This is a genomic window from Ignavibacteriota bacterium, from assembly GCA_016713565.1.
In the GTDB taxonomy this organism is placed as follows: domain Bacteria; phylum Bacteroidota; class Ignavibacteria; order Ignavibacteriales; family Melioribacteraceae.
The window spans coordinates 372351-386422 of record JADJOX010000007.1; the positions used below are offsets into that span (position 1 = coordinate 372351).

10 protein-coding genes are annotated in these 14072 nt (G+C 31.9%); 1 reads left to right on the plus strand and 9 read right to left on the minus strand.

Going from position 1 to position 14072, the window contains the following annotated elements:
- Positions 1-5: 5 nt before the first annotated feature.
- The 8 genes from IPK06_08715 to IPK06_08750 form a co-directional block, all read right to left on the minus strand.
- On the minus strand, positions 6-998 hold the full coding sequence (locus IPK06_08715; GenBank protein ID MBK7980067.1) for a MoxR family ATPase: 993 nt from the start codon (positions 996-998) through the stop codon (positions 6-8).
- 2 nt (positions 999-1000) lie between these two features.
- Positions 1001-2272 (minus strand): peptidylprolyl isomerase, encoded by a 1272-nt coding sequence (locus IPK06_08720; GenBank protein ID MBK7980068.1) that lies wholly within the window; start codon positions 2270-2272, stop codon positions 1001-1003.
- A gap of 8 nt (positions 2273-2280) precedes the next feature.
- The gene (locus IPK06_08725; protein ID MBK7980069.1) at positions 2281-3096 is read right to left on the minus strand and encodes a peptidyl-prolyl cis-trans isomerase; all 816 of its coding nucleotides are present in this window, start codon (positions 3094-3096) and stop codon (positions 2281-2283) included.
- Entirely contained in the window at positions 3068-5044 is a 1977-nt protein-coding gene (locus IPK06_08730; GenBank protein ID MBK7980070.1) for a peptidylprolyl isomerase, read from the minus strand. Before IPK06_08730 ends, IPK06_08725 begins: the two co-directional genes overlap by 29 nt.
- A 92-nt stretch (positions 5045-5136) precedes the next feature.
- Positions 5137-6078 (minus strand): site-specific DNA-methyltransferase, encoded by a 942-nt coding sequence (locus IPK06_08735; protein ID MBK7980071.1) that lies wholly within the window; start codon positions 6076-6078, stop codon positions 5137-5139.
- Positions 6079-6084: 6 nt separating this feature from the next.
- Entirely contained in the window at positions 6085-8118 is a 2034-nt protein-coding gene (metG, locus tag IPK06_08740) for a methionine--tRNA ligase (GenBank protein MBK7980072.1), read from the minus strand.
- Positions 8119-8256: 138 nt separating this feature from the next.
- Complete coding sequence (locus IPK06_08745) at positions 8257-10074, minus strand: long-chain fatty acid--CoA ligase (GenBank protein ID MBK7980073.1); 1818 nt, start codon at positions 10072-10074, stop codon at positions 8257-8259.
- Positions 10075-10157: 83 nt separating this feature from the next.
- Positions 10158-11270, minus strand: a complete 1113-nt coding sequence (locus IPK06_08750; GenBank protein MBK7980074.1) for a DUF5009 domain-containing protein — start codon at positions 11268-11270, stop codon at positions 10158-10160.
- A gap of 141 nt (positions 11271-11411) precedes the next feature.
- On the opposite strand from IPK06_08750, the gene IPK06_08755 reads away from it, so the two are divergent.
- A complete protein-coding gene (locus IPK06_08755) occupies positions 11412-12023 on the plus strand; it encodes a DedA family protein (protein ID MBK7980075.1) in 612 nt (203 codons plus the stop codon).
- Between the two features lie 41 nt (positions 12024-12064).
- Here IPK06_08755 and tkt read toward each other — a convergent pair whose 3' ends face one another.
- On the minus strand, positions 12065-14065 hold the full coding sequence (gene tkt / locus IPK06_08760; protein MBK7980076.1) for a transketolase: 2001 nt from the start codon (positions 14063-14065) through the stop codon (positions 12065-12067).
- Positions 14066-14072: the final 7 nt, after the last annotated feature.

Below are 14072 nucleotides of genomic sequence, written 5' to 3' on the forward strand. Positions count from 1 at the left end.
TTGAATTATTGTTTACCGTTTAATAATTTATCTATTATCTCCACAGATGAAATACCTTCTGCTTCAGCGTTGAAACTTGGAATAATTCTATGACGTAACACCGGAAGCAATGCTCGTTTAACGTCACTAATTTCAGGCGTAAATCTTCCATCCAATATTGAATAAGTCTTTGCCGCTAAAATTAAATATTGCGAAGCTCTTGGTCCTGCACCCCAGCTTACCAAGTTACTTAAACCATTTGAAGTTTCATTCGGTCGCGTACTTTTAACAAAATTTACGGCATATTGAATTACATTATCCGAAACCGGAACTCGTCTAACTAAATTCTGAAATATTAATATTTCTTCATTTGTTATTTTTTTTTCTAATTCAATATTGAAACTGCTCGTTGTCTGTTTAATGATATCAACTTCCTCTTCAAACTTTGGATAATCTAGCCATAAATTGAACATGAATCTATCGAGCTGAGCTTCGGGCAGTGGATAAGTACCTTCCTGTTCTATTGGATTCTGAGTAGCTAAAACAAAAAATGGATTTGGTAAAACGTATTTTCTTCCGGCCGCAGTAACGTTATTTTCCTGCATTGCTTCTAACAAAGCAGATTGTGTCTTAGGCGGTGTTCTATTTATTTCATCGGCTAATATTATATTTGCAAAAATGGGACCTTTAATAAATCTGAATTCTCTTTTTTTTGTTGTTTGATCTTCTTCAAGAATTTCTGTTCCGGTTATATCACTCGGCATTAAATCAGGCGTAAATTGAATTCTGCTGAATTGAAGATCCAAAACTTGCGCCAAAGTTTTTATTAATAAAGTTTTTGCTAAGCCGGGAACACCGACTAAAAGGCAATGCCCTTTTGAAAATAACGAAGTTAATAGATTATCAACTGTTTCACTTTGACCAATTATAACTTTTCCAACTTCAGATTTTATTTCCTTAAATATTTTCTGAAGTTCTTGAACTAATTCTACGTCATTTGAAATAACTTTATTTTCCAAAATTAAATCCTAATTTCCAAGTAAACTTTTTCTTTGATTTCTTCAATCCATTCTTTATTTAATTTTTCTCTCTTTCTAAATTCGGTAATTTTTTTTATTTCATTATAATCTGTTTCAAGATTTGGTTTATGTTCAGAAATTCTTTTAATCAATTTAATAATGTGAAACCCATATTCATTTCCGCTTATTTCTAATCTTTTTGGAAAACTTATTTCACCATCGTGTAGTTTATAAATTTGATCGAGCAGAGGTTTTTCCAGCTGCCCAGCTTCAAAAGTTCCTAATAATCCGCCGAATTTTGCGGTTTCTTTATCATTGCTGTATTTAGCGGCATAATAATCAAAAGTATTTTTATTACTTAAAATACTATCACGAATTTCTGTTAACTGTTCAATTGCTTTAATGTCTGCCGCGTCGTCGCTTTTGGGTTTAATAAGAATATGTCTTGCTCTAATTGATTCTCCTCGTTTTTCTATTAATTCAATAATATGAAATCCTACGGGAGATTCTATAACATTTGACAATTCTCCTTCTTTAAGTCCAAATGCTGCCGATTCAAATTCAGGATAAAAAACACCGCGTTTAACAAAACCAAGATCGCCGCCGGCTTTTGCGCTTCCGGGGTCATCCGAATTTTTTTTAGCAAGCTCGGCGAAATCCGCGCCTTTACTTATTGAATCTCTAAGCGATTGGGCAAAATCTCGTGCTTTCTTTTTAAGCTTTTCTGTTGATTTAGGATTTATGAAAATGTGCGCAATTTCATATTTTTCGGCAATTACACCTAACGAATCCTGATAAGTATCAAAAAACTCTTGAACTTCTCTTCTTGTAACATCAATTTTTGCAAATTTCTGATTTTTCAACATTTCAGCCATTAAATTTTTTCGAGTATCGTCCCGCATTTCCCTTTTAATTTTTTCAACACTCATTCCGTAAGCTTGTTCAAGTTTTTCCTGCGATCCGTATTGATGAGTATAATACGCAATTACTTGTTCAAGCTGCCTGTTGACATCATCATCAGAGACTTCAATTGAATCTATAATGCTTTGAGCATACATTAATTTATCTTCAATCATCTTGTTCAGCAATACTTTTCTGATTTCAGGATCATTAGGATCCAATTTGCGCTGGGATGCATACATTTGGGCTTGAAATTCAAGTTCGGAATTCAAAATTATTTCGTCTCCGACAATTGCTATTATTTTATCAACAACTTCTTGAGCATTTAAATTGCATGCTAATATAATTACAAATAAAAAAATAATTTTTTTCATCAATGTTCCTAAAATACTTTTGCTTTTTTTTCCAACTTTAAACTATCCAATAAATGGCTTAAAATTTCTTTTTGTTTATTAAGAATAAAACTTTCTTTAACTCTATCTTTTACATAATCAAATTGCGGAATTGCGCTTTGATCTATTTTATCAATCATCTGAACTACAACATAGTCGTTAGGTTCGTTTTCCACAACAATGCTTATATCATCTTGAAAAAGTTCCGCTAATAGTCTAAGAAGCTTTTGAGAATGTATTTGAGATGATCGGTAAATTTTATTCGAATAATTTTCATTTAATTCTTGATCATCCCCATATTTTTTTAAGGCTTCGCTCCAATTAGTTTCAACCGCAAAATTTCTAAAATTAATTGCCGATTCTTCATTTTTAAATGATATAACATTCAGAATGAAAGCATCTGAAGTAAAAACATAATCTTCTTTTTTTGAATTATAAAACTCAACCAAATCACTGTCGCTGAATTGAATCGGATGTTCAAACAGCAATTTATCAAGTGCAATTGAAGATGCTAATTCTTTTTCGGAATCTTTGATTATTCTATAATAATTTTCCGAATTCAATAATTTTCCTTCAATTGCCATTTCGTATAAAATTTCTGTCTCAATCCAATTTTTAATAAATTCTTCTCTATACTTTTGAGAATATTTTTTACTTCCCAAAATATTTGTCAATTCATTTTCGGTTAATTTACTTGAACCGACTTGCGCGACAATTACTTCTTTATCTTTTATTTCTTCTTCACAGCTGACGAATGAAATTGAAAAAAGTATAAAACTAATCTTTAAAAGCTTTTGATAATTCATCATAGAAAATCTTTGGTTTATAAGTATTTTTTAATCGTGTAATATATTCATTTTCCAACTGAGCACTTTCAATATCTTGGTAAGTGCTTGTGACTTCCGGCTTTGCTTCATCAAATGATTTTAATCTGGATGTTTCTTTGTTTACTAATTTTAGAATGCTTTTGCCTTTTTCATCGGAAACGATTTCGGAAATGTCCCCATTTTTTTTCAATTCGAAAGCTGCTTTTGCAAATTTATTATTTCCTACTTCTTTTAGTTCATTGGCATAGAGGGCATTTTCCGGTCTAACTTTTAATTTATGTGCAACTAATACTTCATCAAAACTTTTACCGGATAAAACTTCCTTTCTACAAACGTCGAGAAGTGAATCTGATACTGTGTATAATTCCTTAAACTGAACCCTATCAGGGAAAAAATAGTTGTCTTTTGATTTTTCATAAAGATTTTTTATTTCGGTAGAATCCATTTTCATTTTATTCCAAACTTCATCTTCATGCAATTTAAATATTACAATACCGTGTTTGTAATCATCCATTAGATCATTAAATGCAACGTCGTTAGTTAATTTTTTTGCAATTTCAATTTCCAATAATTTCTGTTCTTTAAAACTATTTATAAAACTGTTTATTGATTTTTCATCTAAAATTACGTTTGTATTTTTTGGGTTCTGCTGCAAGTAACTAATAAGTTTATCAAATTCAAATGATTGATCGTCGATTATCAAAATTGTTTTATCGCCAAAATTTTGATGAAGGTTTGAATCCCAATATTCATCATTAACTAAAGCAGAATCGCTGTTCAAAATAATTTCCTTAATAACCTGATCATTGGTAATTATTTTTGCTTCTTTGCTGAAGGTATCCAATAATTTTTGATAGTCCGCTTTTCTTCTTGATTTTTCATAAATATTACGAAGATTCTGTTTTTCATCTTCAAAACTTGGGTATTCGGTTTTACCTAAAACTTTAATAATATGATAACCATATTGGGATTCAACGATATCTGAAACTTCATTAACATTCAAATTAAAAGCGGCTTCATCGAAAGGTTGAACCATTTGTCTTCTTTCAAAAAACCCTAACTCACCACCGTTGCTTTTTGAACCGGGATCATCCGAATATTCTTTTGCGAGTGCCGCAAAATCTTCGCCTTTTTTAATTCTTTCCAAAACTTCTTTTGCTTTTGCCAATTGAGCTGTATTTAGTGAATCGTTATTTCCTTTTTTAGCAAACAAAATGTGACTTGCTCTTAATTGTGGTATTCTTTTTCTTTTGTCAGTAACTTTAATTATATGATATCCGTATTGAGTATGCAGAGGAGTTAAATTTACCGAATCGACTTTTGTGTCGTAAACAACATTTTCAAATTCGGGAATTACTGTTCCTGCAGTAATATAATAAATATCGCCGCCTCTATTTTTTGAAAACTGATCATCCGAATTTGCCAAAACTTCGTCTTCAAACTTGGCGCCGTTTTTAATTCTTTCAGCTATTTCATAGGCTTTTTTCCTTGCTTCTTCATCAGAAATTTTATCATTTCTAACCAAAAGATGACTTACGCGAAGTTCATATTTTCTTTTATCATATAAATCTTTAATTCCTTTTTCAACAAGTTCTTTTTCCAAATAATACGAAACACCGATATTATTTTTATATGTTTCCAATTCTTCTAAAATTTTCGGATCATTTTGTAAACCTCTTACCTTTGCGTCTCTTAATTTCATATTGAAGTTAACGAAAAGATCCAAGAATTTATTATAATTTGCTATGGAATCTTTTTTCGCCAGTTCAATTCCGCCGACATTCTTCGCGTACGCTTTTTCAAATTCATCCATTTTAATTTTATAATCACCATATTCAGCAACTATGATTTCAGAATGTTTTGGTGAACACGATGCAACGAATATTAAAATTAACCCGAAAATTAACAATCTCATTTTGTTAAACATTAAAGAACCTCCAGTAAAGTTTTATATTTAATCTTAAATTTTAATTATTGCTATAGATAAATGCAAGGCAACAAAAAATTCAAATAGAATTCTTATTTTTTCTGCAAACTGAATGTATTTCTTTCCCAAAAAACACCATCATTATACCCTTGAATTGACCTATTAAGTTCCGCTTCTTCAATTCTTTTTAAAGAAATTGCCGCATATTTTTTATCTATTTCTATTCCGCAATACTTGCGCGATAATTTTTTTGCCACGACGGCAGTTGTTCCTGAACCTACAAACGGATCCAAAACCAAATCTCCGGTTTTACTGCTGGCAAGAATTAACTTCGCAAGCAATTTCTCCGGCTTTTGTGTCGGATGCTCGGTGTTTTCGGGCATAGACCAAAATGGAATTGTAATATCCGTCCAAATGTTTGCCGGATGTGTCAACCGGAAATTTCCGTTTTCATCATTTGCCCAATCTTTAGGTTTCCCGTTTTCTTTATAGGGAGCTATAACCTTTCGCTTTAATTTTACATCTTCTAAATTAAAATGATAATTATTGGAACATGTACAAAACCAAATATCTTCCGATGAATTTTTCCAATTTTGTTTTGCGCCTCTTCCCTTATCTCTTTCCCAAGTGATCCTGTTTCTCACTTTAAAATATTTATTTAATACAAGATGTATTGATGTGGACGAAAGCCAATCACCGCAAACGTAAATTGAACTTGTAGGTTTTAATGTATGTAAAAGTTTTTTTATTAAATTTTCCAGCCAATTAGTGTAATCGTCAATTGAAAGTTTACTGAACTTATTTGTATTAAAAGTTTTGCTTAAATTGTAAGGCGGATCGATTATGAGTAAATCGACAAATTTTTCCGGTAAAAATTCTGCAATTTCAAAATAATTTTGATTAATGATCTTATCTTCAATTTCGTCTTTAGTAACTTTAGAATTTATTGAAATTAATTTATCTGCAAATTTTTTTTCTTCAGTTTCTAAAATTCTAAGCGTTCTGTTTTTATCAGAAAAATTTTTATTATCCATTAATACTTACTTTACTTCCGATCCGGATTTAACATTGTCGCTAACCTCAATAACGTTTAATTTTCCTTCATTATCCTCAACTGCCAAGATCATTCCTTCCGAAACTTCACCAAAAAGTTTTGTGGGTTTTAAGTTATTAACAATTACAACTTTCTTATTTATCAAATCATTTGGGGAATAGCTTTGTGCAATTCCCGCAATAATCTGTTTTTTTACATCTCCAATTTCAACTTGAAGTTTCAGTAATTTATTACTTTTATTTACATTTTCAGCGTGAACTATCTTAGCAACTTTCAACTTTGTTTTAATAAACTCATCATACGTTATTTCTAAATCTTTTTTTACTTCAATATTTTTCGGCAGTTTATCAATTTCTTTTTGAATCTCTTCATCTTCTATTTTTGTAAATAGAATTTCAGATGTGTTTAATTTATGCCCACTAGTGAGATTACTTTTTCCCGAATTCATCCAATCTGTAGAATCAACATTTAGCATTTTAAATATTTTTTCAGAAGAGAATGGAATTACAGGTGAAAAAATTTCGGCCAAAGTATAAATTGCCTGTAGACAAATATTTATTGTAGTTCCGCATTCGTCTTTATTCGTTTTAACTTTCTTCCAGGGTTCGGAATCATTAAAGTATTTATTTGCGTTTCTGGCTAAGTTCATCATCTCCAAAACTGAGTCTTTTACTTTATATTTTTCAAGCAAATCAGAAATTTTCTTTGGATAAGATTCTAATAAACTCAGCATTTCCGCATCCAGCTTAGATAATTCTTTTCTTTCAGGAACCGTACTATCAAAATGTTTTGCAGCAAAAATAAAAGTTCTGTTAATGAAATTCCCCAGAATGTCTGCAAGTTCGTTATTATTTTTTGCTTGAAATTCTTTCCAATAAAAATCGGTGTCTTTGTTTTCAGGTAGATTGCTTGCTAAAGTATAACGCAAAGGATCGGCAGGAAATAACTTTAAGAATTCGTCAACATCAATTCCCCATCCTCGAGATTTTGAAAATTTCTTTCCTTCGAAATTGAGGAATTCATTTGCAGGAACATTTTGAGGCAAAATATATTTATCGTCGCTAAAATCATTCCATGCTTTTAACATTGCCGGAAAAATTATTGTATGGAAAACAACATTATCTTTTCCTATAAACGCTACGTATTTTGTTTTTTCATTCTGCCAATATTCTTTCCACAAGTTTGGTTCATTTCTGAGTTCGCCCAACTTTTTTGTTGCTGAGATATAACCTAGGACTGCTTCAAACCAAACATAAATAACTTTTCCATCCGCATTTTCAATCGGGACTTTAATTCCCCAATCCAAATCTCTAGTTACCGCTCTGTCTTTTAAACCATCTTTGAACCAACCTTTACAATACTGAAGCACATTTTCTTTCCAGCCGTATTTTTTGTTCACTTCATCGATGTATTTTTCTAGAAATTCCTGATACTTGCCTAAAGGGAAATACCAATGCGAGGTTTCTTTAAGAACCGGCGTATCCCCAGTAATCTTACTTTTAGGATTTATTAATTCATTTGGTTCATATAATGAGCCGCAGCTTTCACATTCATCTGATCTTGCTTCTAAAAATCCACATCGCGGACAAGTGCCTTCGACATATCTATCAGGTAAAAACATTTTTGCTTTATTATCATAAAATTGAAGAGATTTCTTTTCTATAAGTAAATTATTGTCATAAAATTTAAGAAAGAAATCTTTTCCGGTTTGGTGATGAATATCTAAACTTGTTCTTGAATAAATGTCAAAACTCATTCCGAATTTTTCAAATGCGGCTTTATTCAATTCATGATATCTATCAATTATAACTTTTGGCTTTACTTTTTCTTTGTCAGCAGAAATTGTAATTGGAACTCCGTGTTCATCTGATCCACAGATATAAATAATATCATCACCTTTTAATCTTTTATATCTAACATAAATATCCGCAGGTAAATAAGCACCGCTTAAATGACCGAGATGAATAGGTCCGTTTGCGTAAGGTAATGCAGAAGTAACAAGAACTTTTTCTTTATCCAATATTGCCTCAAGAATTGAAAAATGAATTGTAAATATACATAAAATTTGTTTTTCTAAGCGGGTTAAAATGGTATGAATGAAGATTAAAAACGCAGCTTTGGAGGAAATTTTGCTTGAAATTTCCTCCAAAAATTTAATCTAATTTTGAATTCCTTTATACATATCTTCGATCAAATCTTTATAACGTTCTTCAATGACTTTTCTTTTCAATTTTAACGATGGTGTCATTTCGCCGCTTTCAATAGTAAATGGTGTATTTAATAAAGTGAATTTTCTTATTTTTTCATAGCTTGCAAGCTGTTTCTGGAATTGTGAAAAATCTTTTTCCATCATTTCTTCAATTTGCTTTAATTTTATAAGATCTTCATTTGTTTTATACGGAATTCTATGCGCGTCAGCATATTCTCTCAATGCTTCAAAATCAGGAACAACTAACGCACTTATGAACATTCTTTTATCGCCGATAATTATGAATTGATCGATATATTTGCTTCCGAGAAATAGATTTTCAATTGGAGTTGGCGCGACATACTTGCCTCCTGAAGTTTTAAATAAACTTTTCTTTCTATCTGTGATAATTAAAAATCCTTCAGCATCAAAAACTCCAATATCTCCAGTATGCAGCCATCCGTCAATTATCATTTCCTGCGTTTCTTTTTTCTTTTTATAATATCCCTGCATAATATTTGGACCATAAGCTAAAATTTCACCATCTTTGGCAATTTTAACCTCAACTCCGGGTATTGGTTTTCCAACGCTTCCAAATTTATAATCATTTTCTCTATTCACGGTTATAACGGGAGAAGATTCAGTTAATCCGTAACCTTCTAAAACTAAAATACCAACGGCTTCAAAAAATATTCCCAATTCACGAGCCAAAGCAGCTCCGCCGGAAATAAAGAATCTCAAATTGCCTCCGGTAACGTGTTTGAGTTTGGCAAAAACCAATTTTTCCGCAAGTTTATGTTTTATATTTAACGTAAAAGGAACAGATTTCCCATTTCGTTTAAATTCTCTAAATTCCTGACCGACCGCAACGCCCCACTCAAATATTTTTTGTTTTTTCTCCGGTTGTTTTTCAAGATTTTTTTTAATCTTGCTGTACATTCTTTCAAATAATCTTGGAACTCCTGTCATAACTGTTGGCTTTATTTCACCCATGTTCTGTGCAACTTTTTCAATGCCTTCAGCAAACGCTACAGTTGATCCGCACGAAAAAGCGAGATAATAACCTGCCATTCTTTCGAAAATGTGACTAAGGGGAAGAAATGATAAAAATGTATCCTGATCGGTAACATTAATAATTTCACACGCACTTTTTACATTTGATAAAATATTTTTATGCGTTAACATAACGCCTTTCGGTTCGCCTGTTGTTCCCGAAGTATAAATTATTGTACAAAGATCATTTTCGTTTGCCAATTCAACACTGTTAGAAAAATGAGATGGATTTTCGCGCTTAAAAAACTTACCTTTTTCAATTGTTTTGTTGAAAGTATAAACTCCAGTTTCTCCGGCAGGGTCATCATTGCTTATATTAATTATAAAACTAAGATTCTTACATTTTGATTTTATTTTTAATACTTTATTTAATTGAAAAGTAGTAGAAACAATTACGCCTACAGATTCAGAATTATTTAGAATATATTCAATAGAATCAGAAGTAGAATTTGGGTAGATTGGAACGTCGATTGCGCCTAAACCAAGAATAGCAAAATCTGAATAGTACCATTCGGGTCTATTCTCGGAAATTATAGCCACTTTGTCTCCACGCTTAACACCGAATGAAGCTAAACCCAAAGCAAGATTTTCGGTAATCTCACTTACTTGATGATAATTAATATCTACATATTTTCCGTCAATTTTATGTTTGATATAGGTTTTTGATGTTCCATATTTTGTTGTAACCCCAATAAACATCTCAGGAATTGTTTTAAAATTCTTAATCGGCGGCATAATTTCTCCTTGGAAAAATTTCTTAAAATACTTTGAAATGTAAAAAAAAGTAAATCAATATATATGAAATTTTCAGATTTTCATTAAACTTTTATGAAAATCTTTTTAGTATAAAGAATCCACATTAAGCCTAACCAAATTAAAACATAAACAATTGCCCATAGCAAAGATGCGTTTATTGGCTCAAGCCAAGAGAGAAAATAATTGTTAAACGCATATTCGGAAATTGATATTTTATTTCCGCTTTCATCATAAACTTTTATTAAATACAATAATCTTCCTACTACGCCGGATAGGAAAAATACAGTAATCGCGTTCATTCCGTATACTTGAAATGGTTTAATCCACCAAGTAATTTTTTTAACATCGATCAGCCAATAACATATCGCTAAGAAATTTAATGCTAATCCGCCGACATAAAGAACATAGGAGCTTGTCCAGATACTTTTATTCATCGGAAACCAGCCATTCCAAACATAACCTAAAAACATTAAAATACTGGAAGCGACAAATAATCCAATTGTAACTTTTTGCTTGTCAGTATTTTTAAGCCAATGACCTGCCAAAACGCCAATTAAGCTTGTGGAAATTGCAGGAATTGTACTTAAAATTCCTGCAGGATCCCAAGTCTTTGTTACTGACCACATATGACCCATTAAAATTTTACTATCCAGCCAGGCGGCTAAATTTGTTTCCACATTATAATTAGCTGGACCAATACCAGGAACTGGTATAAAGGTCATTAAAAACCAATAGAAGACAAGAAAAAATACTGTCAAAAATATCTGCGTATTTAATTTTGTTTTAAGAAAAAGTAACGAAGTTATTAAATAAACAACCGCAATACGCTGAAGGACTCCCGGTATTCGTATCGATTCAAAATTAAATTCGGGAAATCCATTAAGAAATAAACCAAGTAAAAATAAAATTGCACTTCTTCTAAAAATATTAAGAATAAGTTTTGTTTGATTGTCACCGCTATCTTTTCTTTTAGTTAAAGATAAAGTAATAGCAACGCCAACAATAAATAGGAAAAAAGGAAAAACCAAATCTGTAGGTGTACATCCGTTCCATTCAGCATGCTCCAAAGGCGCATAAATATGTTCCCATGATCCAGGATTATTCACTAAAACCATTCCAGCAATAGTAATTCCTCTAAAAACATCCAACGATATTAATCTGTCTTGTTTCTGCATAATTCACACAAAGTTGTTAATAATAAGTTAGCGATAAAATACAAATAATTAATATGATCTGGCGCACTAATATTTGCTTATAAGTCATTTTATCTATTACTTTATGCTTTAATTTTTATTCAATTGTTTAAGTCGGATTTTATGAAAATTATCAGAAAATTATATGATTGGGTTTTACATTGGTCGGAAACACCTTATGGTCCAGCTGCATTATTTATTTTAGCATTTGCCGAATCCTCGTTTTTCCCAATTCCGCCTGACGCATTATTAATTGCTTTGGCACTTGGCGCTAAAACTAAATCTTTTAGATTTGCTCTAATTTGTACTATTGGCTCGGTATTGGGTGCCATTTTAGGTTATGCAATTGGACATTTTGTATGGTGGAACGGCAACGAATTTTCACAACTTGCCAACTTCTTTTTTGAAAGAATTCCGGGTTTTAGTCATGAAATTTTTTACAAAGTAAAAGAGCTTTATGATGAATGGAATTTTTGGATTGTTTTTACTGCCGGATTTACCCCAATTCCTTACAAAGTATTTACAATTACAGGCGGTGCGTTGAATGTAAATATTTTTCTATTTTTAATTGCGTCAATTATCAGCAGAGCCGGAAGATTTTTTCTTGTAGCATTTTTAATTTGGAAATTTGGTCCGCAGATAAAAGGATTTATTGATAAGTATTTTAACTGGCTCGCAATTGCCTTTACTGTATTACTAATTGGCGGATTTGTTGGTATTAAATATCTGTTTTAAATGAGCCGAAGAAATTAACTCTTCAGCTCATTCTTGAATTATTATAAAATACTTTTAGCATTATTTATTACGTTCTCAACCGTAAAGCCGTATTTTTCAAAAATAATATTTTGCGGAGCAGATGCGCCGTATTTATTATCAATTGCAATTGTTTTGCCATCCAAGCCAACATATTTTTCCCAACCTTGACTAACTCCCGCTTCAATAGAAATCCTTGCTCTAATCGATCTGGGAAAAACTGATTCTTTGTATTCTTCGGATTGTTTTTCAAAAATTTCCCAACTTGGAAAACTAACCACTCTAGTATTAATATTTTCTTTTTCTAAAGCTTCTGCTGATTTTAACGCCAGATCAACTTCGGAACCGCTTGCCATAATTATCAACTGAGGTGTTTCTTTGGAATCTTTTAAAATATATGCGCCTTTTTGAAGTCCTTCTTCTGAGCCCAATATTGTTCTATCAACAATCTTTAAATTTTGTCTTGTTAAGGCTAAGGCAACTGGGCTTCCTTTATGTTCAAGTGCAAACTTCCAAGCTTGTGAAGTTTCATTTGCGTCGCACGGACGAATTAAAATTAAACCCGGAATTGCGCGTAATGAAGCAATTTGTTCAATCGGTTGATGAGTTGGTCCATCTTCCCCAACACCAATACTATCATGAGTAAAAACATAAATTGGTTTAATTTTAGAAATTGAAGCAATTCTTATTGAAGGTCTTAAATAATCCGCAAAAACTAAAAATGTACCGCCATATGGAATTAAACCTCCATAAACTGCAATGCCGTTCATAATTCCCGCCATAGCATGTTCCCTTACTCCATATCTTACATATCTGCCATCAGGTGTTTTTGTACTGAAGTCCGAATAACCTTTAAGCTCGGTATTGTTAGACGGTGTAAGATCTGCCGAACCGCCAAATAGAGAAGGCAATTCTGAAACAACCGCATTTAACACTTTTCCGGATGCCGATCTTGTTGCCATTGATTCGCCGTAATTTTGAAACTTCGGAAGTTTTTGTTTCCACGTTTTACCTAAATTTCCATTAATCATATTCATCAATAAATTAGAATCTTCAGGAAATTTTGCAGAGTATTTTTTAAATAGTTCATTCCATTTTTGTTCTTCTTTTTTACCTTTAACTTTTACGCAGCCAACATGTTTGTAGACTTCATCCGAAACGTAGAATTTCTTCGTTTCATCAAAGCCTAAATTTTTCTTTGTTAATATTAATTCATTTTCTCCCAATGGCGAGCCATGAACTTCAGAAGTATTACTTTTATTAGGGCTACCAAAACCAATTATAGTTTTCATAATAATTATTGATGGTTTTTCGGTCTCATTTTGTGCTTCTTTAACTGCTGCTTCTAAACTTTTTAAATCATTTATATTATTTACTTTTTGCACATGCCAGTTATAGCTTTCAAATCTTTTTTTCACGTTATCGGAGTATGATAATGAAGTCGGACCGTCAATTGAAATTCCATTATCATCATAGAAAGCAATAATTTTGCCTAATTTATTATGTCCTGCAAATGAAGCCGCTTCATGCGAAATTCCTTCCATTAAGTCACCATCGCCAACTTCGACATAAATATAATGATTAAAAATATTAAAACCCTTTTTATTAAATTTTGCAGATAAATGCTTTTGGGCAACCGCCATGCCAACCGCATTTGTAAAACCTTGACCCAAAGGACCGGTTGTTGTTTCAACTCCCGGAGTCAAGTCAAATTCAGGATGACCCGGTGTAATGCTATTCCATTGTCTAAAATTTTTTAAATCATCTAACGATATCTTATAACCTGATAAATGCAATATACTGTACAATAATGTGCTTCCATGTCCTCCGGAAAGAATAAATCGGTCACGATTTAACCATTTTGGATTTTCCGGATTATGTCTCATAATTTTTAAGATAAGAAGATAAGCGAGAGGCGCAATTCCCATAGGCATACCCGGATGACCTGAATTTGCTTTTTGAACAGCATCGGCTGCCAACAATCTAATTGTATTTATGCTTCTCTCTTGAATTGATGTTAACATCTTTCCC